Raw genomic sequence first — 22222 nt, forward strand, 5'->3', positions numbered from 1 at the left:
TGCGTTTCCGACTCTATCAGACTCTTTCGTGTCCGATTCCCGGTCGAAGCGGGGCTGCTTTCCAGTTCTTCGCTTTCGCGTTTCCCTTTCCGGCGAGTCCGACTCTATCAGGCCTTTTCATTTCCCTTGACCAACCTCCTGCAGGCATGCAGGTGCCGATCCGAGTTAGAGTCAGGGCTTAAAAGTCGCCGCCGACCCCCGACTCAAAGTCGTGGTGGGGCCAGGCAGGAGTACGACAGTACAGGCCGCCTAGGGGCGAAGCAAATCGTTTCCGGCGCCCTTCCAAGGCCGTAAACCATCAGGACTCGGGCGGAACCGGAACTTCTTATGACTTACCCTGCTGAACAGTACGCCGTCCCTCACAAGCTGTGACGGCGCCCTTCAAGCTCCACCCCTGGGAGGTTCCCTATGACCACTGTGACGTCCCCTCTTGCCGGCCGTGCCATCGGGCTCGCTGCGGTACCGGACCCGGTCTTCTCCGGCGCGATGGTGGGTCCTGGAACCGCCATTGATCCGGTACGCGAGCCGTCCGAGGCCGTATCGCCGGTCGACGGCATCTTGGTCTCCCTGCACCCGCACGCGTTCGTCGTCGTGGACGAGCACGGGCGCGGCGTTCTCGTCCACCTCGGCATCGACACCGTTCAGCTCAATGGTGAAGGCTTCGAGCTGCTCGTGAACAAGGGGGACACGGTCACGCGTGGTCAGGGCATCGTGCGTTGGGATCCTGTGGGCGTCGAGACGGCCGGCAAGTCCCCTGTGTGCCCGATCGTCGCGCTGGAGGCCACCGCTGATTCCCTCTCCGACCTCCGCGAGGACGGGGACGTGAAGATCGGCGACACGTTGTTCGGTTGGCAGTGACGGACTCGGCGCAGTGACAGCCGACTGGATATCCACCGCGGAGGCACGGACCGCCGCACAACCGGGGACGGGTGAAATGGAGACAACGCTGCGAGGCGTCGGTGTGAGCCACGGAGTGGCGATCGGCGAGGTGCGTCATATGGGTACGGCGGTACTCGAACCGCCGGCCAAGCAGATCCCGGCCCAGGAGGCTGAGCGCGAACAGGGGCGCGCTCGCCAGGCTGTGGAGGCCGTGGCGGCCGACCTGATTGCGCGCGGCAACCTGGCCGGTGGCGAGGCTCAGCATGTGCTCGAGGCTCAGGCCATGATGGCGCAGGACCCCGAGCTGATGGCTGATGTGGAGCGACGCATTGCCGTCGGCAGCACCGCCGAGCGCGCCGTCTACGACGCGTTCGCCGCCTACCGGGCGCTGCTCGCCAACGCCGGGGAGTACCTGGCGGGTCGGGTTGCCGACCTCGACGATGTGCGCAACCGGATCGTGGCCCGCCTGCTCGGTGTGCCGATGCCAGGTGTGCCGGACAGCGACGAGCCCTATGTACTGATCGCACGGGATCTCGCACCCGCCGACACCGCGCTGCTCGACCCGGCTCTGGTGCTCGGCTTCGTGACCGAGGAGGGCGGGCCGACCAGCCACAGCGCGATTTTGGCGCGGGCGCTCGGTGTGCCTGCCGTGGTGGCACTCCCCGGTGCCGTTGAGCTGGCCGAGGGCACCGTCGTCGCGGTGGACGGCAGCACCGGTGAGATCTTCGTCGAGCCCAGCGCCGAGAAGCGTGCGGAAATGGAGAGCGCCGCTGCGGCGCGCAAGGCGGCACTCTCCGCCTCGACCGGTCCCGGTGCGACCTCCGACGGTCACAAAGTCCCGCTGCTCGCCAATGTCGGTGGGCCGGGCGATGTGCCGGCGGCCGTCGACGCCGGCGCCGAGGGCGTGGGGCTTTTCCGTACCGAGTTCCTGTTCCTGGACGACAGCAAGCAGGCGCCGTCCGAGGAGAAGCAGGTTGCGGCGTACCGGGCGGTGCTTGAGGCGTTCCCCGAGGGACGTGTCGTGGTGCGGGTGCTGGATGCCGGTGCCGACAAGCCGCTGGACTTCCTGACGCCGGCGGACGAGCCGAACCCGGCACTGGGTGTGCGCGGGCTGCGGAGCTTGCTGGACCACCCCGAGGTACTGCGGACCCAGCTGGCCGCGCTGGCGAAGGCGGCCGAGGGTCTGCCTGTCTACCTCGAGGTCATGGCTCCGATGGTGGCGGACCGTAAGGATGCGAAGGCCTTTGCCGACGCCTGCCGTGAGGCCGGGCTGCGGGCGAAGTTCGGCGCGATGGTGGAGATTCCGTCCGCGGCACTGCGGGCGCGCTCGATCCTGCAGGAGGTGGAGTTCCTCTCGCTGGGCACCAATGACCTCGCGCAGTACACCTTTGCCGCCGACCGTCAGGTGGGTGCCGTGTCCCGGCTGCAGGATCCGTGGCAGCCCGCGTTGCTCGACCTGGTGGCGCTGTCGGCGGAGGCGGCCATGGCCGAGGGCAAGAGCTGTGGTGTCTGTGGTGAAGCCGCATCCGATCCACTGCTCGCCTGTGTCCTGACGGGTCTGGGCGTGACGTCGTTGTCGATGGGGGCCGCGGCCATTCCCTATGTCCGCGCCACGCTGGCGAAGTACACACTTGCGCAGTGCGAGCGTGCCGCTTCTGCCGCGCGTGCGGCGGACTCCGCCGAAGAGGCACGGGGGGCGGCTCAGGCGGTGCTGTCGGGCGAGTAGCGCTGCGGCGTCTGTGGTGAAGGGGCTCCCTGCCGTGGTGGCGGGGAGCCCCTTCGGCTGTCAGTGGTGTGATTCCGGTTCGTCCGCGCCGAGGTCGAAGCCCGCGCAGTACTCCACATGTGACTCCGGGGCCACCGGTTCGCCGGTGTCGGCGTCGGTGCAATAGGCGCTGAAGACCTCACCGGCGGTGAGCGGGACCAGGCTGCCGCGGGCCAGTCGCCAGCCGTGGACCCGGTCCTGGGTGCCGGGGTTGCTCGTACGCAGTACGACTCCCCCGGGCTTTTCCAGGGCGATGCCGACGGCGAGCACCGTGACGAACTCGGCTCCTTCCGCTGTTTCGAGGCGGGCGGGTCCCGTGGTGTCGCGCTCGGTGTGCAGGACGGCGAGCAGGTGCTCGTTCTCGGTGGGGGTGCTGCAGACGAGGTGGTGAGTGCCCGGTCCTGCCGTCTCCAGCATGCGCAGCAGCAGGTGGGAGGCGCGGTCGAAGGCGGCGCGGCCGATGTCCTGGCCGCAGTCCGCACAGTCTCCGAGGCCGGCCAGGGTCATCGTGGCGTACTCCCAGGTGGCCCGGCGGACGGCTCGGCTGACCAGGAGCGGGATCAGCGTGTCGATGGGCTGCCCGGTGTACGCGACGGTGGCGCCGACTGCGGCGATTTCGGCGGTGAAACGGCTGCGGCTGGCGGGAGCGTCGGGAACGATTCCCGACTCGGTGCAGAACTCCGCGAACTCCTCCGGGTCGAAGAGCGCGACCGTGGCGTGCATACCCTGCGCGGCGAGGGCTTTGAGCAGGCCCTCGACCTGCTGCAGATAGATGGTGTGGTCGTCGAAGGTGAAGGTGCGGTAGCGCTGCATCGCCGCGAAGTCCTGCTCGTCGGCCAGGAGGCCGATGGTGCTGGGTGCTTCGCGGCGCAGCGTACGTCGCATGGACGTGCCGGACCGGCTGTACCCGGCGGTCGCGCTGTGCTTGGTGTTCCTGATGTGTGCCATGAATCCCCCGGTGCGCTGTCGATCATTGCTCACTCAGAGTAATCATGGGTACTGACAATGTGGCCGGTCAGGCACGCTTGCGAGCGAGGTCCTCGTAGAAGTGGAGGAGTTCGAGGTTGTCGATCGAGCCGGGATTGACCGCTTTGGCCAGGGCCGTGCCTTGCAGGAGGCGTTTGACCGGAACCTCGATGCGCTTTCCTGTGAGGGTGTGCGGGATGCCGGGGACCTCGATGACCTCGTCCGGGACATGACGCGGGGAGAGGTTCTCGCGGATGGTCTGCTTGATGCTGTTGCGCAGGTCGTCGTCGAGCGCGGCGCCGTCGGCGAGGTGGACGAAGAGCGGCATCCAGTACCCGCCGTCGGGCTCCTCGATGCCGATGACGAGCGATTCGCGGATCTCGGGGAGCCGCTCGACGGCTTCGTAGATGTCGGCGGAGCCCATCCGTACACCCTGGCGGTTGAGGGTGGAGTCGGAGCGGCCGTGGATGACGACCGAGCCGTGTTCGGTGATCGTGATCCAGTCGCCGTGACGCCACACGCCGGGGTACATGTCGAAGTAGCTGTCGTTGTAGCGGCTGCCGTCGGGGTCGTTCCAGAAGCGGATCGGCATGGAGGGCAGGGGTGCGGTGACAACGAGTTCGCCGACCTCGCCGATGAGCGGCTGGCCTGCGGGATCCCAGGACTGGAGGTCCGTGCCGAGGCACGGGGCCTGGAGTTCGCCGATGTGCACGGGGAGGGTGGGGACCGCGCCGGCGAAGCAGCTGCAGACGTCCGTGCCGCCGCTGACGGAGGCGATCCAGAGATTCTCGGCGACTTCGTCGTGCAGCCAGCGGAAACCGTCGGGCGGGAGCGGGGAGCCGGTGGTGGCGACGCACTGGATGCGGGAGAGGTCGAAGTCTCGGCCCGGGTGGATGCCGGCCTTGCGGCAGGCCATGACATAGGCGGCGGAGGTACCGAAGAGGGTCGCTCCTGTCTGTTCGGCGACGCGCCACTGGGCGCTGACGTCCGGATAGCCCGGGCTTCCGTCGTACAGCACGAGCGTGGTCCCGGTGAGCAGGCCGGAGACGAGGAAGTTCCACATCATCCAGCCGGTGGAGGTGTACCAGAAGAACCGGTCGTCGGGGCCGAGGTCGCAGTGCAGGCCGATCTGCTTGAAGTGTTCCAGCAGGATGCCGCCCTGGGACTGGACGATCGCCTTGGGGAGTCCGGTGGTGCCGGAGGAGTAGAGCACCCACAGCGGATGGTCGAAGGGGACCTGTTCGAAGACGGGCTCGGTGTCCGCGGATGTGAGGGCGGACCATTCGAGGGCACCCTCCGGGGCGTCGGTGCCCAGCAGCGGGATGTGGACCACGGCGCGCAGGGTGGGCAGTTCGCGGCGCAGCTCGGCCACCGTGTCGGCGCGGTCGTGTTCCTTGCCGCCGTAGCGGTAGCCGTCGACGGCGAAGAGGACGACGGGTTCGACCTGCTGGAAGCGGTCGAGGACGCTGCGGGCACCGAAGTCGGGGGCGCAGGAGGTCCAGACGCCGCCGACGGCCGCGGTGGCGAGGAAGGCGACAACGGCCTGGGGAATGTTGGGGAGGTAGGCGCTGACACGGTCGCCAGGTGTGACGCCGAGGGCACGGAGCTCGGCGGCGAGCGATCCGACCCGGCGGCGGAGTTCGGACCACGAGAGGGTGAACTGGGTGTGGGTCTCGTCGACGTGGAGCAGGGCGGCAGCGTCCGCGCGCAGGGGGTCCTGCGCGGTGCGCAAGGCGTGTTCGGCGTAGTTGAGGGTGGCGCCGGGGAACCACTGGGCGCCGGGCATGGTGCGGTCGCCGATGACGGACTCGTACGGGGTGGAGAACCGTACGTCGAACCAGTCGGCGACGGCCTGCCAGAACGTCTCGAGCTCATCGACCGACCAGCGGTGCAGGGCCGGGTAGCCGCCGTCGGCCGGTGCTCCGTACCTCTCGGCCGCCCAGCTCTGGAAGCGGGTGACGGCTGCGGCCGCAATGCGGTCGGGGCCGGGCTGCCAGAGGGGGGCTTCGTTGGCTGCTGCGGTCATGGGGCGGCTCCCTGGCTGTACGGGTACGCGGGATGGGCGTGAGTCGCGCGCACACGTGCTGGGGTGTGCGCACGAGGCGGCTTTTACGGACGATGCCATGTGATCGTCTTTCGCACCAGGGTTCGCCCCCCATGGTCGCGCGTGCGGATATGTGGTCCGGCCACGGGTGAACGGAAGTTGAACGCAGCCCGCGCCCGCCCTGTCGGGTGGCAGGGTGAACTGCATGAACGGTCGTGACCTGGTGCGCTCGGTGAAGATGGTCGGTTCGGTGCAGGCGCTGCGCTCGGTGCGCTCCTCCTTGCGGCGTCGGAATGCGGATGCGCGGGCGCTGCCGCGGCGCGGTGCGGAGCGGGCGAGAGTGCCGGGACTTGTGGTGGGGGCGGAGCCGGGGCCGGGCGGGGGGGTGGTGCGCTTCGCACGTTCGAAGTTGCGGGTCCGGGTCGCGGTGGGCGGTTCGGTGTTCTGGGGCTGGGACGGGGCGGAGCCGTTGCCGTCGTACGCACTGGCCGGTGCGGCGCCCGAGCCGGATCCGCGGGCCGAGCTGGAACCGGACAAGGACGGCGGCTGGCAGGTGGTCTCGGAACGGCTGACCGTTGCGGTGTCGCGGCACGGGGCCGTGGAACTGCGTACTCCTGGCGGAGTGGTGCTCCGGCGCGAGTTGCCGCCGCGCTGGTGGGAGCCGGTGGCGGGTGGTGCCGCTCGGTGGGTGCAGCGTTCCGAGGTGCCGGCGGACGCCCGGTTCTTCGGGCTCGGCGGACGGGCGTCGGGGCCGCGACTGCGGGACGGTGTGTACGCGCTGTGGAACACCGATCCGGGTGGACGCTTCGGGCCGGGTGACGATCCGCTGTATCTGACGATGCCGGTGCAGGTGGTGGTCTCCGATGCGGGGACGCATCTGATGTTCCACGACAACACCTGGTCGGGGAGGGTGACGCTGCGCGAGGGCGAGGAGGGTGCGGGATCCGGCCATGACCGTCTGGGAATGTGTGAGGTGCGGATGGACGGGGGGCCGCTGCGCTGCTGGGTGATGGCCGGTACGCCGGCCCGGGTGCTGCAGGGCTGGACGGCACTGACTGGTGCGCCCGCGCTGCCACCGTCCTGGGCACTGGGTCCGCAGCATGCCCGTTGGGGGTTCGGGAGCGAGCGGGAGGTGCGGCGGATCGTTGCCGGGTACCGGGAGCGGGGGTTGCCCTTGTCGGTGCTGCATCTGGACATTGATCACCACGACGCGTGCCGGGTGTTCACCGTCGACCGCGGGCGCTTTCCCGATCTGCCGGGGCTGGCGAAGGAGCTGCGGGAGGACGGGGTGCGGCTGGTGTCGATCGTCGATCCGGCGGTGAAGGCGGAGCCGGGAAATGCGGTGTTCGACTCGGGTACGGCGGTCGGGAGCGGCGGGGCGTTCGTCCGGGATGCGCGGGGGCGGGCGGTGCGCGGGGAGGTGTGGCCGGGTGAGTGCGTGTATCCGGACTTCACCGATCCGCAGGTGCGGGGGTGGTGGGGCGGTCTGTACGAGGAGCGGCTTGCGCAGGGGTTCTCCGGTGTGTGGCACGACATGAACGAGCCGGTGTCGTTCGCGGCGTTCGGGGATCCGACGCTGCCTCGGTCGGCGCGGCACTCTCTGGAGGGCCGCGGGGGTGATCACCGCGAGGCCCACAACGTGTACGGGCTGGAGATGGCGCGTGCCGGGTACGAAGGGCTCCGTCGACTGCGGCCGGATACACGTCCTTTTCTGTTCTCGCGTTCCGGCTGGGCGGGGATGCAGCGTTACGGAGGGACCTGGTCCGGTGATGTGGAGACCAGCTGGCCCGGGCTGCGGGCCTCGCTGGCGCTGGTACTGGGGCTGGGGCTGTGCGGGGTGCCGTATTCGGGGCCGGATGTGGGCGGGTTCGACGGGTCGCCGTCGCCGGAGTTGTATCTGCGGTGGTTCCAGCTGGGTGCGTATCTGCCGTTGTTCCGTACCCATGCGGCGATCGACGCGGGGCGTCGGGAGCCGTGGGAGTTCGGGCCACAAGTGCTTGCGCATGCGCGGGCCGCGCTGGAGGAGCGGGAGCGGCTTCGCCCGTACTTCGTGACGCTGGCGCAGCTGGCCCGGCTGACCGGCGCGCCGTATGTGCGGCCGCTCTGGTGGGGCGCGCCCGGGGAGCGGGCGTTGCGGGAGTGCGAGGACGCGTTCTTGCTGGGTGACGCGTTGCTGGTGGCGCCGGTGCTGGAGCGTGGTGCGGATCGCCGGGCGGTGCGGTTGCCGCGGGGGCGTTGGTACGACACGGCGACGGGTGAGGTGTACGAGGGGCCGGGGCAGGTGTTGCTGGATGCTCCGTTGGCGCGGGTGCCGGTGTTGGCGCGGGCGGGTGCGGTGCTGCCGGTGCGGGGTGCGGACGGGGGTGTGGAGCTGGAGGTGTGGGCTCCGGCCGCAGGGCGCAGTGGGGGCGGCCTGGTGGTCCGGGATGCGGGTGACGGCTGGGAGCGGGCGGAGGTCGAGCGGTATACGTCGCGGCTGGTGGACGGGATGGTTCTGGTGGAGCGGGAGGGCGAGCAGGGACTGGTGAACTACCCGGTGCGCGTGCGGGGGTTGTAGGTCGGTCGCGGTGTACGCACGGGCCGTCGGGCCGGTCAGCGGTAGCCGCCTTCGAACCACGTGCGGGCGGCCCGGGTGTGCAGGGGGAAGGCGAGCTCGGTGGGTGTGCGGAGCAACTGGAAGCCGGAGGTCTCGTGGGTCGGCCCGGAGGGCGGGAGGCGGGCCGCGGAGCGTTCCGGGAGCAGGCCGAAGAGGAGTAGATGGCCGTCCGGGGCGCTGAGGGCGTCGGCGAGGCGGACGTCCTGTTCGTCTGCCTCGATGCCGGTCTCCTCGCGGAGTTCACGTACGACTGCGTTTTTCCAGTCCTCGTCGTGGTCGATGAAGCCGCCGGGGAGGGCGAGACCGCCGCGGTGGGGCGGGATGGTGCGGGTGATGATGACGAGCCCGGTGCCGTCGCGGTCGGTGACGGGGAGCAGGGCAACGGCGACCGGCAGCGGGTTGCGGTAGGCGGTGTCGCCGCAGACGGTGCAGGTGCGGGGCCATGCCGTGCGGGACACCGAGGCGGCGTACAGCGCTCCGCAGCTGCCGCAGTGGGAGTCCTTGACCGGCTTGTCGGGGTTGCTCGTGGGCACAGACACGCGCGGACTGTATCCGAACGCCTGCCGGGCCGCCCCGCACTGCTGAATTATGTGCCCATGACAGGTCTTGCTTCCGCTCTCCGTGTCCTGGCAGCCGCTGCCGCCACCCTGCTCGCCGTCACTGCCACCGCCCCCGCGGCGCAGGCGAAGCCCGAGCCGAAGGCCCCCGAGGAGTTCGTCGCGCTGCGTTCGGTGGATCCGACGATCATCCAGGAGATGCGCTACCCCACGGCACACAACTTCATGGGCATGCCGGTGGACGGCTACCGCCGGCCGGTCTGCATCCTGACCCGGCCGGCGGCCCGTGCCCTGCACCGCGCGCAGACCCGACTGCTGAAGCAGGGCTACTCGCTGAAGGTGTACGACTGTTACCGGCCGCAGCGGGCGGTCGACCACTTCGTACGGTGGGCGAAGGATCTCGACGACGAGACCATGAAGGGCGAGTTCTACCCCCGGGTCGACAAGACGCGGCTGTTCGCGGACGGTTACATCGCGGAGAAATCCGGGCACAGCCGCGGCAGCACCGCGGACCTGACGCTGGTGAAACTGCCCGCCACGCCGACCGGGCCATATCTGCCGGGCCAGAAGCCGGTGCCCTGTTATGCCCCCGAGGCCGACCGCTTCCCGGACAATTCCGTGGACATGGGCACGGGATTCGACTGCTTCGACACGCTCTCGCACACCGATGACCCGCGCATCCAGGGAACTCAGCGCGCCAATCGGCAGTTCCTGAAGAAGACGCTCACCGACGCCGGCTTTGTGAATCTGGCCGAGGAATGGTGGCACTACACCTTCAAGCCCGAGCCGTTCCCGGACACCTACTTCGATTTCCCGGTGGCCAGGAGGTCCGTCGCGGGGCACTGAAGCGCGTGCTGAAACGGACGGCCGGGACCACCTCCGTGGGTTCCGGCCGCCCGTTCTTCCTCTCGGACGCGGATCGGCCGTTTCCGGCTGCCGCTCAAGCCATTACGGTGCCCGTATGCCACAACAGACGTTCGATTCGTATGAAGAGTTCTGGCCCTACTACGTCGCGATGCACTCCAGGGCCGCGACTCGCTGGGTCCATCTGACGGGCACCCTCACCGGGCTCGCAGTCACGGCATACGGCCTGGCACGGGGGCGCAAGAGGTACGCGGCCGCGCTGCCTCTGATCGGGTACGGCACCGCCTGGCCCGCACACTTCCTGATCGAGAAGAACAACCCGGCGACCTTCGGGCATCCTGCCTGGTCACTGCGCGGCGACATACAGATGATCCGGATGATGCTGGCGGGCCGCGACCGGGAGCTGGCAGAAACCGCCGCCAAGTGGCTCGCCGACAACCGCTGACCGTGGCACACTTCTGACGTTCCGTCAGAAACATTGCCGGGGAGGGGTCTTGTCGCAGACACGCACACCAGTGGTGGCTGGGTGGTTCACCGAGGACAGCACCGATCAGGACTTCCGGCTGCTGGGCACCCGCTGTTCGGCCTGTTCATCGGTCTTCTTCCCGCGGCAGGACACCTTCTGCCGCAATCCGCGGTGCGCGGGCGGACGGATGACCGAGGTGCCGCTCTCCCGGCGTGGCACGGTCTGGTCGTACACGGACGGCCGCTACCGGCCGCCTGCCCCCTACCTCTCCGACCCCGACGTGCCCTGGGAGCCGTACACGCTGGTGGCCGTCGAGCTGGCGGCCGAGCGCATGGTGGTCCTCGGCCAGGCCGCGCCGGGGGTGGGCGTCGCGGATCTGGCGGTCGGGATGACCGTCGAGGTGGTCCCGGGCGTGCTGAGCGGGGGCGCCGGGACCGGTTCGGGCCCGGCGTGGACGACCTGGCACTGGCGGCCGGTGCCGTCCGAGGGCACCGGCCGGTCCGGGGGCGGTGCGGCATGACCGGGGAGGTGGCCGTCCTCGGCGCCGGGATGCATCCGTGGGGCAAGTGGGGGCGCAGCTTCGTCGAGTACGGCAGGGTGGCGGCCCGGACGGCACTCGGTGACGCGGGGATCGGCTGGCAGGACGTGCAGTCGGTGGTCGGCGCGGACACCGTGCGCGGCGGCTACCCGGGCTACGTGGCCGGCGCAACGTTCGCGCAGGCGCTCGGCTGGCAGGGTGCGAGGGTCGCCAGCGTGTACGCGGCATGCGCGTCGGGCGCCCAGGCGATCAACACCGCCAGGGCGCAGATCCTCGCCGGCATGGCGGAGGTGGTGCTCGTGGTGGGTGCGGACGCCGCGCCCAAGGGGTTCTTCTCCCCGGCGGGCGGCGACCGGCCGGACGATCCCGACTGGCTGCGCTTCCGGGTGCTCGGCGCGACGAACCCCGCGTACTTCGCGCTGTACGCCCGCCGCCGGATGGCCGTGCACGGAGACACCCCGGAGGACTTCGCGCTGGTCAAGGTGAAGAACGCGGCGGCCGGTGCGCTGAACCGTAACGCCCGCTATCGCACGCCCGTGTCCGCCGAACAGGTCGCCGCCTCCGCCGTGGTCGCCGATCCGCTGCGGCTGCTGGACATCTGTGCGACGTCCGACGGCGCGGCGGCGCTCGTGCTGTCCAGCATGGAGTTCGCCCGGCGTCACGGGGCCGCGGATCCGGTACGTATCCGCGCCGTCTCCACCGTGACGCCGACCTACCCGAGGGCCGTACTCGACCTTCCGGACCTCGCGACCGATTCGGCGGTCGCCGTGGAGCCGGCCGAGGAGAGCTTCCGTGCCTCGATCGCCCGGGCGGCGTACGAGGAGGCGGGCGTCGGGCCCGAGGATCTGTCCCTGGCCGAGGTGTACGACCTGTCCACCGCTCTCGAGCTGGAGTGGTACGAGGACATCGGGCTTTGCGGTGCGGGTGAGGGCGCCAAGCTCGTACGTGAGGGGGCGACGGCGCTCGGTGGCCGTATCCCGGTCAATCCGAGCGGCGGGCTCGCCTCCTTCGGGGAGGCCGTGCCCGCGCAGGCCATCGCGCAGGTCTGCGAGCTGACATGGCAACTGCGCGGCACTGCGGGCCGACGGCAGGTTCCGGCCGCGCGGGTCGGGATCACGGCGAATCAAGGGCTGTTCGGCCACGGTTCCGCAGTCGTCGCTGTTCGCTGAGCGCTCTCCCTGCCGATGTGCATTGCGCACCGGGCCGTACGGCTCCTGCCGTGAACAGCACTTGCTGTCAGCAGTCTTGACGACCCATCACACGGGGAGAAAAATCCTTGCTCAGTCAGGCAACAACGCGCGGCCCGTACCCCGGTCGGCGGGGGTGCGGGCCGCGTTCCTTGCGCTGTGTCCGCCGGATGGGTCCCTACGTCTTTGCGGGCTCGCGGGGGCGCTCCACGCGGGCCACCGCGTGCTCGACGACCGCCACCAGAACATCCCGTGCGGAGGAGCGGTCGCGTGCGTCGCACATGAGCACCGGCACCTCGAGGTCGAGGTCCAGCGCCGACTGCACCGTCTCGGTGGGGAACTTGTCCGCTCCTTCGAAGCAGTTGACTGCGACGGTGAACGGAATCGCGCGGCGCTCGAAGTAGTCGACCGCCGCGAAGCAGTCCTCCAGCCGCCGGGTGTCGGCGAGCACGACCGCTCCCAGCGCGCCCTGGGCCAGTTCGTCCCACAGGAACCAGAAACGGTCCTGCCCCGGCGTACCGAAGAGATACAGCACCAGGTCATCGCGGAGTGTGATCCGGCCGAAGTCCATGGCCACGGTGGTAGTGGTCTTCGCCTCCACGCCCGCCAGGTCGTCCACCGGGCGGCCCGCTTCGCTGAGTCTCTCCTCCGTACGCAGCGGCCTGATCTCGCTGACCGCGCCCACCAGAGTCGTCTTACCCGCTCCGAAGCCGCCCGCCACCAGGATTTTCAGGGTAACGGGCTCAACGGGCCGCCTGTTGCGGCTAGAGCGCCCGAAGGCCATTGATCACCTCGCGAAGAATGTTCACGTCCGGCAGCTCGGCCGGCGGAACGGGACGGGTTACGTGCACCAGCTCGTCCTCGACGAGATCACCGACCAGCACCCGGACCACCCCGACGGGGAGGTCCAGGCCTGCCGCGAGCTCGGCGATCGACTGGGGCATGTCACTGCAGAGTTCGACGATCTCCACATGCTCCGGGGAGAGCGTCTGGTCCCGGCCGTGATCGTCTGCCGCGGGTTCCGGGACGACGACCGCGATCAGGTCGAGCCGATGACGGGAGGCGCTGCTGGTACGGCCCCGGGTCATCGCGTACGGACGGACCACAGGGCCCGCGTCGGCGTCGTACCAGCGCGGTGCCTGCGGGTGCGTGGGCGTTGCCGGAGATCTGGAGGAGTCAGCGCTCATGCCGTCCACTCACCCCCCGGCGGACAGACCGGTCGTCCGGGGGGCGTTGGCCAGGTGGGCGCCGACGCGCTTGACCATCAACGTCATCTCGTACGCCACCTGGCCGACGTCGGATTCGGCGTCGGCCAGAACGGCGAGACAGCTGCCGTCACCGGCCGCCGTGACGAAGAGGAACGCCTCGTCGAGTTCGACAACGGTCTGGCGGACCCGGCCCGCGTCGAAGTGGCGTCCCACGCCCTTGGCGAGGCTGTGGAATCCGGAGGCGACGGCCGCCAGATGTTCGCTGTCCTCGCGGGTCAGGCCCTTGGACGTGCCGGTGGCGAGGCCGTCGCTGGAGAGCACCAGCGCCTTGTGGATGCTGGCGACGCGGTCGACGAGTTCGTCGAGCAGCCAGTTGAGCCGGCCTGAGCCCTGGCGTGCGGCGTCGGGTGCTGCGGCGTTCGGTGCGGTCATCGACCGTCCCCTCCCGGATTGGTTCCTTGTGCTGTTTCACCGGGACCGGTCACGTCCTCGGCGTTCTGCCGACGGCCGCGCTGCCAGCCGCGTTGGAGCGAAGCCATGCGGCTGCGTACCTCGTCCGCATCGCGCTCGAAGTCCTGAGCCGGTTCCGTCACCGCCGACTCCGCATCGCGGCCGCCGGAGACTTCGCGAAGCTGCGGGGCGAGGCTGGCCTGCCGGATGCGCCGGGGCAGACCGCCCACGGTCTCCCGGGCCGCGCTCGGCGCTGCCTCAGGCGCGGGCTGAGGAGGTTTGGCGGGCTCGACGGGTTTCCGGAAGCCGGTGGGCTGCCGGGGTTCGGTGGGGTGCCGCGGCTCGGTGGGACCTGCGGTGTCGACGGCAGAGGGCCACGGGCCGGCGGCCGACGGCCTGATCCCGGCGCCGGTGGCGGGACCGCCGGTGCCGGCCGGACCGGGTGAGGAGTCGTGCTCGGCGGACGTGGGGTGGGCGCGGCCCGCCTCGTCGACCCGGCGTCCGTTGTCGGCGACCAGGGTCGGCGGTTTGCGGCGGGGCAGCGGTGCCGGGCCGCCGGCGCGCATCGCCCGTACGCCGGCCGCGGGCTCCCCCGCATGGTCGGACGCCTGCTGGTGCTGTTCGCGGTCACCGTCGCGCCGGAGGTCGCGGGCGCGGAAGATGCTGCCGCGTTCGCTCTCGGTGTCGTCGATGTCGCAAGCACCGCCCAGCAGGGGGTCGAGCAGCGGATCGAGTACGGGGTCGCTGTCCAAGCCCAGCGCTCCTACGGGTCCTTCGAGCTCGACGGGCCCGTCCAGGAGGGCCGGGTCCACGCGGCCGGCGGGGACGGGGGCGAGGCCGGAGGGCCTACCGGTGGCGCGGCGGTCCGGCACACCGTCCCCGCGGTCCTTGGCGCTGCCCGGTCCCTGGCTCGCCGTCCTTCCGCCACTGCCGATCGCCTTCTCCGACCGCCGGTCCAGGCGGAAGCCGGTGCCGTGCGTCTTTGGGGCGTCGGTGAGCAGCGCCGCCGGGATGAACACGACGGCGGTCGTGCCACCGTACGGAGAAGTCTGCAGCGAGACACGGACGTTCTGCCGCTGAGCGAGCCGGCTGACCACGAAGAGACCGAGCCGGTCGGTGTCGGAGAGTTCGAACTCGGGGGTCTCGGCGAGTCTCAGGTTGGCGTCGAGGAGGACGTCGGGAGCCATGCCGAGGCCGCGGTCGTGGATTTCGAGCGTGAAGCCGTTGGAGACGCGTTCGCCGTGCACCTGGACCGCCGTGTGCGGGGGTGAGAACACGGTGGCGTTCTCCAGGAGTTCGGCGATCAGATGGGTGAGGTCGGCGACGGCGGGGCCGCCCACACCGATGCGGGGCAGCCGGCGGACCTCGATCCGTTCGTAGTCCTCGACCTCGGCGACCGCTGCCCGAACCACGTCCATCAGCTGGATCGGCTTGCGCCACTGACGGGACGGTGCGGCACCGGAGAGGATCACCAGGCCCTCGGCATGGCGCCGCATGCGGGTGGTCAGGTGGTCGAGGCGGAAGAGGTCCGCGAGTTCATCGGTGTTCTCGGTGCGACGCTCCATGGCGTCAAGGAGCGTCAACTGACGGTGCAGCAGCACCTGGTTGCGGCGGGCGAGATTGACGAAGACCTCGGACACCCCGCGGCGCATGTCCGCCTGCTTGACCGCGGCTTCGACGGCGGCCCGTTGCAGGGTGTTGAGGGCCTGCCCGACCTGGCCGATCTCGTCCCGTTCGTACTGGAGGTGCGGTGCCTCGGTCTCGACGTCGACCTGTTCACCCGCGGCGAGGCGGCGCATCACGCTGGGCAACCGTACGCCGGAGACCTCATGGGCGTCCTTGCGGAGCCGGGAGAGGTCACGGATGAGCTCACGGCCGATGCGTACGGAGACGAACACCGAGGCGAGCAGGGCGAGGAATCCGAGGACACCTGCGACCCCGGCCTTGATCAGGACGCTGTAGCCGGCGGGCTTGCCGCGGTCCTGGAAACGGTTGTTCATCTCGGTGGAGTCGTTGGCCAGCCGGTCCAGGACCGGCGGGGCCACCTCCTGCCAGCGCTCGGCGTCGACCGCTCGCGGGTCCCGGGTGGGACCACCGCTGATGAGGGTGTTCTCCACGGTCCTCAGCGCTTCGCTGTCCGGGCTCGCCCAGTACTGCTCCACGCGTTGGCGCTCCGAAGAGGGAAGCATCTCGCCATTGATCTCGTAGAGCAGCTTGCGATGGGCGACGAGGTCGGAGATCTGGCGCAGTTCGGAAGCGGTGAGCCGTCCGGCGATGAGTGACGAGGCGACCAGAGCGTCTTCGCGGGAGAGCATTTCGCGGGCTCGTGAGATACCGACGAGCGCGCGGACCTGCTTGTCCATCGACACGTTCTCCATCGTGCGCAGACCGGTCAAAAAGCGGTAGCAGGGGTCGATGAGACGGTCGTAGAACTCCATCGCCTTGAGGCGGTCGATGGTGCGTTTCTCGACCGAAGCGCGGAGTGCGCCGAGGCCCTCGACCGTGCCGAGGACAGAGTTCAGCTGTGTTTCGTCCTCGGGCCGCAGTGCATCGCGGATGTCCTTCTGCCGTGCGCTGTCCTGGACGTCCGCCACGACACGGTCGGTGGCTGCCCGTTGGCGCTGCAGAAGAGGGAGGGCATTGGAGGCCCGGGGGTCAGCAAGGAAGACAAGGGTCTGGCGACGTTCGTCCTGAATGGCACGGACGGTGTCTTCCAGAGGATGGCCGACCTTCTCCACGATGGTGCTCGCGCTCATCAGGTGGCCGGCCTCGCGCCCCGTCAGGAAGGTGGCGAAACCCCAGAGTCCGGTGAGAGACACGAGCGGCACCAGCAGCAACGCCACGATCTTCCTGCGGATGGACTTCCCGCGAAAGCGCATGGCCTCCTCCAGCCCGGCCCCGCGGGGCGGTGGTCGTGTTCCGTCAACAAACGGCGCGAGCCTACTACCGACAGAGAGACAACTCGAAGAGATGTCCGGACGATTTTCAGCCGCACTCCCCAGCGTTGATCATGAGTTGTCCCGGTATTCCAGGCAATGAAATTCGCGAAAGTGGCAGAAGGCACCTGTCAGGGCATCACACTGTCCGGTAGGGCAGTTGGCTGGAATTCTTTGTTCGGTGATGGATCGAGGGAATCTTCACAGCTGATCAGTCGTCTCTCTGTACGAGGCAGAGGGAACACGGGGGGCACTCAGGGCAGGACGGTCCGGTCCACCCGCGTAGAAGCGGCGCATGCCGGGCAGCAACCCTGAAGTCCGACATTGCTGGGGAGTTGAGAGTCCTTGGATACGGAAGAGCGTCGGAGTCCGGTGTCGTCGGCACCGGCGGCGACGGTGGCTTCGGCGGCGACCGGCAGGGCGAAGATCCCGCGCCAGCAGCACCGGCAGCTCTGGGTGGAAGAGCTTGCGATACGGCGACGGATGCCGGACCCGGTCCGTAAGGCGGCCGTGCGTGCCGTGCTCATCATGTCGCTGACGATCATCCAGGCCATGGTGGCGTTCCTGTGCACGCTGACGGGGTCCTGGCTTGCCTTTCCGATGGTGCTGAGCAGTGTGGGCAGCACGGTCGCCGCGACCTGGGCCGTGCTGGATGTCTGGATCACCCGGCAGGTCTGGAACCAGCGCAACGGCGTGGTGTCCACGCCGAGCAGTTCGGCGCGGCAGTTGCGTCGTGAGCGGCGCAGAGCCCGGCGGGCGGCACGGGCCGCGCAGCGGGACGATGCGCGGATACGCCGGCGGGACGCGGGCAGCCTCTCGCGGGCCTGAGCGCCGCCCGACCTGTCCTGTGGATCGGCCGGGCTCGCGCGGCTTGCGGCCGGGCTGTCTCCCTGCTCGCCGTCCCTGCTCGTCGTGCCTACTTGCCGGACGGGCCCTGAGCGGGAACCCGGGCTGTGTCGGGCAGTGTCGTGGCGCGCTTGAACATGCGGGTGGCGGTGATCTCGCCGTGCACCGTCTCGCCGTTCGGGTCCTGTTGCGGCAGCCCGGGACGAAGGTGCTCCTCCACACTGATGTACTTCAGTCCGGCCCGCAGGTCCGCGTCATTGCGCAACCGGATGACCAGCGGGAATTCGGCAAGCGCCGTGGTGTCGAAGAGTCCGGTCGTGTAGAGCAGCTGCACACCGAGGGCATCCGACACCGCGCGCTGGAGCTCCAGCAGATAGGTGGCGTTGGCGCGGCCGATGGGGTTGTCCAGGAAGAGCGTGCCCGCGTGCCGGTGCTGGTGCCGGTCGCGGCCCCGGTCGTTGCTGCGAAGTGCGGCCATCGTGCAGTACAGGGCGATGGCGGCGGTGAGCAGCTGGCCGCCGGAGAAGACGTCGCCCATCTGTCCGACCGGGACGCGTTCGGCACGGAGCACCGCGTCCGGCTTGAGGATCTCCACGGCGATGCCCTTGGGTTCCAGCGCCGCCTGCACACCGCGCAGCAGGAGGGACATGCCGTCCCTGCGCAGGTCGGAGTTCTTCCTCAGGGCGGCGCGGGTGGCCTCGTCGATGACCTCGCCGAGCCGCTCGGTGAGCGTCGCCTGATCGGGTTCCTCGAAGCGGATCCGGAGGAACTCCTGGCCTGACCACTCCCCCAGTCCTTCGGGAAGCTGGGAGAGCCGCTGGGCGGAGCGGAGGGTGGTGAGCGCGGACTCCACGAGGCCGCGGAGCCGGTCGACGATGGAGCCGCGGTTGCGCTCCAACTGGGCCAGCTCGTCGGTGAGGACACGGAGCCGGGGTGCGAAGGCGGCGGCCCACTTCTCGGCGTGCTCGGGCAGTGCCGCGGCCGGCAGCTCGCGGATCTGCTGGCGGGCGGGGGTGCGGACCTGTTCGTAGCGGGTGGAGTTGGCGTGCCGTACGAGGACGTCGCTCGCTTCCCGTACGGCGCTCTCGGCGGCGGACAGGTCGGTGGCGCAGCCTCGCAGTGAACGGCGGGCCTCTGCGGCGGACTGCCGGGCCTCGTCGAGGCTGCCCGAGTACGGCTCGGGGGCCTCGGTGTCGTCGTCCGCGCCGTGGTCCCTGAGGAGGTCGCGCAGTAGCGCGGCGGTCTCGTCGAAGCCGCCTGCCGAGTCCTCGGCGGTGCGGTGGGCGTGCAGCAACTCGGCGTGGGCGGCGCGGGCGGTGTCCAGGGTCGCGGTGGCAAAGGCCAGTTCGGCCATGGCGGTACGCAGGAGGGCCTGGGCCTGCTCGGCGTCGGCGGGGACCAGCGCGTCGGGGAGTTCGGTGTGGTGGGTCTCGCCGTCGGCCGGGGCCAGGCGCTCGGCCTCGCCCCGCAGCCGGCCCAGCTGCTCGCTCGCGGTGGAGGCCCTGGTTTCCAGGAGCTGGACCAGGGATTCGGCGCGGGCGGCGGCCGCCTGCCTGGAGGGGCCGTCGGCGCCGTCGGTGCCTTCGAGCAGCTGGGCGGCCCGGGTGCGGACCTTGTTGGTGAGCCGGTCCAGCTCGGCGAGGGCGGCGCTCTCGTCGCTCTCCGCGCGGGCCTGTTCGGCGCGCAGGTCGGCGCCGACGCCCACCTTCTCGTACAGCTGGGATGCGGCCCGGTAGGCCTCCCGCAGCGTGGGAAGCGCGGTGCGCGGGGTGTCGCCCTCGGGTTCCGGGAGGTGTTCGGGGGCGCCTGCGATCTCGGCGCGTTCGGCTCGCAGGGCGCGGGCGGTGCGGCGGGCGTCGTCGGCGGCACGCTGAGCGGCCCTGCGGTCCTCGTCGGCGGCGCGGGCCCGCTCCAGGCAGACGGTGGCACGGGCCTCGGACTCGGCTGCCTCGTCGATCAGTTCGCGCAGTTTCGCCTGCCAGCGAGCGCGTTCGCGGAGCCGGTGGGCGAGGCCGGCGAGGGCGTCGGCGGCGCGGCGGGCGCGCTGGGCGGCCTCCTGGCGTTCGTCGCGGACGCGGGCGGTGTCCGCAGCGGCCTCGTCGGCCTCGGCGCGCACGGTACGGGCTTCGGCGAGTGCGGCTTCTGCCGCCGCGGCGGCCGAACGGGCGGTACGGGCTGCTTCGGCGAGCTCGGCGAGCATGCCGGGCGGGCAGTCTGCGCGCCAGGAGCCGATGCGGGCGGCGAGGGAGCGGTCGGTGGTGAGGCGGGCCGCGAGGGCACGGATGTCCTCGTCGCGAGCGGCGGCCCTGCTCCTGAGGGCCTGCCGCTCCTCGTCGGCGGCGTGTTCGTCGTGCATCGCCGGGTTCGGCGGAACGAGGAACACCCCTTCCGCGCTCGCAGCCGAGCCCGGGCCGGTGGCCGGGACGGGGGCGAGCAGCGCGGCGGCCGTGCCGACGGCGACGGCGGAGCGCGGCAGCAGGGCGGCGCCGCTCAGGACGTCGCGGGCGCGGGCGTGCGAGTCGGGGTCCGTGATGACCACGCCGTCGACGAGTTCGGGACGGGCGGCGAGTACGGCCGCGTGGTCGGCGGGGTCGACGGCCTGGGCGAGGTATCGCCAGCCGGGAAGGGCGGGGATGCCGTGCTCGCCGAGGTATTCGACGGTGGCGAGGACATCGGGGCCGGGCGGCAGCAGTCCGCCGTCGCCGAGTGCGCCGAGGATGCGGGAGTCGTCGGCGGCCGCGGTGCGTAGTTCGAAGAGGCGGCGCTCGGCGGAGGCGATGCCCTGGTCGAGCAGCTCCCGCAGTTCGTCGGCGCTGCGGTCCAGCTCCTGGGCGGTGAGCGGCTGTTCGTGGGCGGCGGGCTGTCCGGTGGTGACGGTGTGCGTGCCGTGGGCGGTCTGGCCCGGCTGGTCCGTCTCCCCTCCCTGACTCGCCCGACCTGCCTGTTCCTGGTGCCGGTCCTGGTGGTCCGCGCCGTGCGGGGCGTCCGGGTCCGTCTCCGCCCCGGCTGCTCCGCGGCGGGGCCTGGGAACGCCTGTGCCGTGCGTGGCCGGCAGGCCCAGCAGGTCGGCCAGTCGGTGGTCGGCGGCGATCGACTCGGCGGCCCTGAGCTCGGCCTCGTACGACTGTTCCGCGGCCTCTGCGGCATCGGCGGCGCGCGCCGCGGCGAGTTCGGCGCGGCTCTCGGCGGCTGCGGCTTCCCTGGCCAGGTCGGCCGCCGAGCGGGCGGCCTCCCTGGCGGTGTCCCACGCGGCGACGGCGGACTGCTCGGCGTCGCTCGCGGCGAGGGCGGCGCGAGCCGGGTCTGCGTCCGGCGCGGTGTTGTCGAGCCAGCCGGCCCGTACCGCCTCTGCTGTTTCCTGCTCGACCTCGGCAAGGCGCTGGCGCAGATGTCCGGCCTCGCTGCGGGCGCGCTGGGCCTCGGTGGCTGCGGTGGTGGCGTCGCGGTGGGCGGTCTCGCCCGCGGCCTGCAGGGTGTCGGAGCGCTCCTCCTCCTTGTTGGCCAGGGTCTCGCCGGCCTCCGCCGCGGTGTGCAGGGCCCGTACGAGATCGGCGGCGGTCTCGGCGCGGGCGGCGAGCGCAGGCGCGGCGTCGCGCTCGGCCTCGCGGATGGCGACGGCTACACGGGCGGAGCGGTCGGCGGCGGCGCGGTGCCGCAGTACGGCCTCGGCGGCCTGCCAGGCGGAGTGCAGGGTGCGGGCGTCGACCAGTTCGCGGCGCTGGGCGGCCGCGCCCTTCTCTGCCGCGGTCAGGGCCAGGGAGGCGTGCCGGTAGGCCAGTTCGGCCGCGATCAGGGCGCTGCGGCTGCGGGCCTCCTCGGCCGTGGTGACGGTGTGGGCGGCACCCGTCACCTGCTGGGCGAGCTCGGCGGTCCGGCCGCGCTCCTGGCCGGCGCGGGCGGAGAGCCTGCGGGCGAGCGTACGAGTGCGGCGCTCGGCGCCCGCGTGGATGTCCCGGGCGCGGGACCGGGTGGCGGCGGCCTCGACGATCCTGCCGAGCAGATCGACCGAGCCCGCGGTGAAGTCGCGCTCCGCGGTCAGCTCGGCTCGGCGCCCCAGCTTGTTGCCGAAACCGCTCACCAGGTCGGCGAGTCCGTCCGTGTCACGGGTGTCCGTGACGGCGCGCAGGAGAAGGTCGGTGAAGTCGGAGTCCTTCTTGACCGCGAAGAGGCCGGCCGCCTCGCCCTCGTCGGCGTTCATCTCGCGCTGGTAGCGAAAGAGTTCGGGGTCGAGACCGAGGTCTCCGAGGTGCTCGTTCCAGCGGTCGTGGATCTCTTCCCAGTGCACATCGAGGTGCTGGTAGAACTTGCCCGCCTCGGTCAGGGCGTCGCGGAAGCCCTTCATCGTGCGCCGTCGGCCCTGCGCGCCGGAGGCGCCTTCGACGGGGCGGTGCACCGAGGTGGCCTCGGCGACCGGCAGGGAGTCCAGACTGAGACCGGGCCCTGGGCGGAAGGAGTACCAGGCCTCGGCGAACTTGCGCGGGTCGTTGGAGACCTGCCGCCCACGCCATTCGCTGACCTTGCCGACGACGACGCATTCGCCGGTGAGGGTGTGCTGCCACTCCAGGGCGACATGTCCGCAGTCGTCGGCGAGCAGGAACTTGCGCAGTACGCCGGAGCTGGCGCCGCCGAGGGTGTTGCGGTGGCCGGGCAGCATCACCGAGAAGATCAGCTTCAGCAGCACCGATTTGCCGCCGCCGTTCTCCAGGAAGAGCACACCGGCGGGGGCGGGGCGGCGCGGCGGGCCGACCGGCTCCTCCTCGAAGAACTCCGCCTGTGCCGGGGCGGGGTTGGGTACGGGCTCGCCCACTCCACGCAGGTCGAGAACGGTGTCGGCGTAGCGCGCACCGGCAGGCCCGATGGAGTAGAGGCGGACCCGGGACAGCTCGTACATGGCGGCGGACTCTCGTCGTTCAGGCAGCG

General features: G+C 70.8%; 16 protein-coding genes. 8 read left to right on the forward strand and 8 right to left on the reverse strand.

Features of this window, described 5'->3' with window-relative positions; translation table 11 throughout:
- The first annotated feature begins 408 nt into the window (after positions 1-408).
- Positions 409-858, forward strand: a complete 450-nt coding sequence (locus tag ABTZ94_RS15880; RefSeq protein WP_351201441.1) for a PTS sugar transporter subunit IIA — start codon at positions 409-411, stop codon at positions 856-858.
- 76 nt (positions 859-934) lie between these two features.
- Entirely contained in the window at positions 935-2605 is a 1671-nt protein-coding gene (gene ptsP, locus ABTZ94_RS15885) for a phosphoenolpyruvate--protein phosphotransferase (protein WP_351201443.1), read from the forward strand.
- A gap of 60 nt (positions 2606-2665) precedes the next feature.
- Here the strand turns inward: ptsP and ABTZ94_RS15890 are convergent, their stop codons facing one another.
- Positions 2666-3592, reverse strand: a complete 927-nt coding sequence (locus tag ABTZ94_RS15890) for a DUF8829 domain-containing protein (RefSeq protein WP_351201445.1) — start codon at positions 3590-3592, stop codon at positions 2666-2668.
- A gap of 67 nt (positions 3593-3659) precedes the next feature.
- Positions 3660-5636, reverse strand: a complete 1977-nt coding sequence (locus ABTZ94_RS15895) for an acetoacetate--CoA ligase (protein WP_351201447.1) — start codon at positions 5634-5636, stop codon at positions 3660-3662.
- 223 nt (positions 5637-5859) lie between these two features.
- Between ABTZ94_RS15895 and ABTZ94_RS15900 the strand changes: the two genes are divergently transcribed.
- Positions 5860-8211 carry a glycoside hydrolase family 31 protein gene (locus tag ABTZ94_RS15900; RefSeq protein ID WP_351201449.1) on the forward strand — a complete coding sequence of 784 codons (2352 nt, stop codon included), beginning with the start codon at positions 5860-5862 and terminating at the stop codon, positions 8209-8211.
- A 35-nt stretch (positions 8212-8246) separates the two neighbouring features.
- Here the strand turns inward: ABTZ94_RS15900 and ABTZ94_RS15905 are convergent, their stop codons facing one another.
- Positions 8247-8789 carry an NUDIX domain-containing protein gene (locus tag ABTZ94_RS15905; RefSeq protein ID WP_351201451.1) on the reverse strand — a complete coding sequence of 181 codons (543 nt, stop codon included), beginning with the start codon at positions 8787-8789 and terminating at the stop codon, positions 8247-8249.
- Positions 8790-8846: 57 nt separating this feature from the next.
- Here ABTZ94_RS15905 and ABTZ94_RS15910 point away from each other — a divergent pair, with 57 nt between their 5' ends.
- The 4 genes from ABTZ94_RS15910 to ABTZ94_RS15925 all read left to right on the forward strand — a co-directional run bounded on the left by ABTZ94_RS15910 (position 8847) and on the right by ABTZ94_RS15925 (position 11844).
- Positions 8847-9653 (forward strand): M15 family metallopeptidase, encoded by an 807-nt coding sequence (locus ABTZ94_RS15910; RefSeq protein ID WP_351201453.1) that lies wholly within the window; start codon positions 8847-8849, stop codon positions 9651-9653.
- A gap of 115 nt (positions 9654-9768) precedes the next feature.
- Positions 9769-10116, forward strand: coding sequence for an Mpo1-like protein (locus ABTZ94_RS15915; RefSeq protein ID WP_351201455.1), 348 nt, complete (start codon positions 9769-9771; stop codon positions 10114-10116).
- Between the two features lie 49 nt (positions 10117-10165).
- Positions 10166-10657 (forward strand): Zn-ribbon domain-containing OB-fold protein, encoded by a 492-nt coding sequence (locus ABTZ94_RS15920; RefSeq protein ID WP_351201457.1) that lies wholly within the window; start codon positions 10166-10168, stop codon positions 10655-10657.
- Complete coding sequence (locus tag ABTZ94_RS15925) at positions 10654-11844, forward strand: lipid-transfer protein (RefSeq protein ID WP_351201459.1); 1191 nt, start codon at positions 10654-10656, stop codon at positions 11842-11844. Before ABTZ94_RS15920 ends, ABTZ94_RS15925 begins: the two co-directional genes overlap by 4 nt.
- Positions 11845-12040: 196 nt before the next feature.
- Here ABTZ94_RS15925 and ABTZ94_RS15930 read toward each other — a convergent pair whose 3' ends face one another.
- From ABTZ94_RS15930 to ABTZ94_RS15945, 4 genes are read right to left on the reverse strand one after another with little or no spacing between them, the layout of a single operon-like run.
- On the reverse strand, positions 12041-12646 hold the full coding sequence (locus ABTZ94_RS15930; protein WP_351201461.1) for a GTP-binding protein: 606 nt from the start codon (positions 12644-12646) through the stop codon (positions 12041-12043).
- Complete coding sequence (locus ABTZ94_RS15935; RefSeq protein WP_351201463.1) at positions 12627-13049, reverse strand: DUF742 domain-containing protein; 423 nt, start codon at positions 13047-13049, stop codon at positions 12627-12629. The genes ABTZ94_RS15930 and ABTZ94_RS15935 overlap by 20 nt, the downstream gene beginning before the upstream one ends.
- Positions 13050-13058: 9 nt before the next feature.
- A complete protein-coding gene (locus ABTZ94_RS15940; protein ID WP_351201465.1) occupies positions 13059-13502 on the reverse strand; it encodes a roadblock/LC7 domain-containing protein in 444 nt (147 codons plus the stop codon).
- The gene (locus tag ABTZ94_RS15945; RefSeq protein ID WP_351201467.1) at positions 13499-16399 is read right to left on the reverse strand and encodes a sensor histidine kinase; all 2901 of its coding nucleotides are present in this window, start codon (positions 16397-16399) and stop codon (positions 13499-13501) included. Before ABTZ94_RS15945 ends, ABTZ94_RS15940 begins: the two co-directional genes overlap by 4 nt.
- Positions 16400-16801: 402 nt before the next feature.
- Here ABTZ94_RS15945 and ABTZ94_RS15950 point away from each other — a divergent pair, with 402 nt between their 5' ends.
- Positions 16802-17284, forward strand: coding sequence for a hypothetical protein (locus tag ABTZ94_RS15950; protein ID WP_502967251.1), 483 nt, complete (start codon positions 16802-16804; stop codon positions 17282-17284).
- Positions 17285-17372: 88 nt separating this feature from the next.
- Here ABTZ94_RS15950 and ABTZ94_RS15955 read toward each other — a convergent pair whose 3' ends face one another.
- On the reverse strand, positions 17373-22193 hold the full coding sequence (locus ABTZ94_RS15955; RefSeq protein ID WP_351201469.1) for a coiled-coil domain-containing protein: 4821 nt from the start codon (positions 22191-22193) through the stop codon (positions 17373-17375).
- Positions 22194-22222 lie beyond the last annotated feature (29 nt).

This window comes from Streptomyces sp. NPDC002785 (genome assembly GCF_040295565.1).
Classification (GTDB): domain Bacteria; phylum Actinomycetota; class Actinomycetes; order Streptomycetales; family Streptomycetaceae; genus Streptomyces.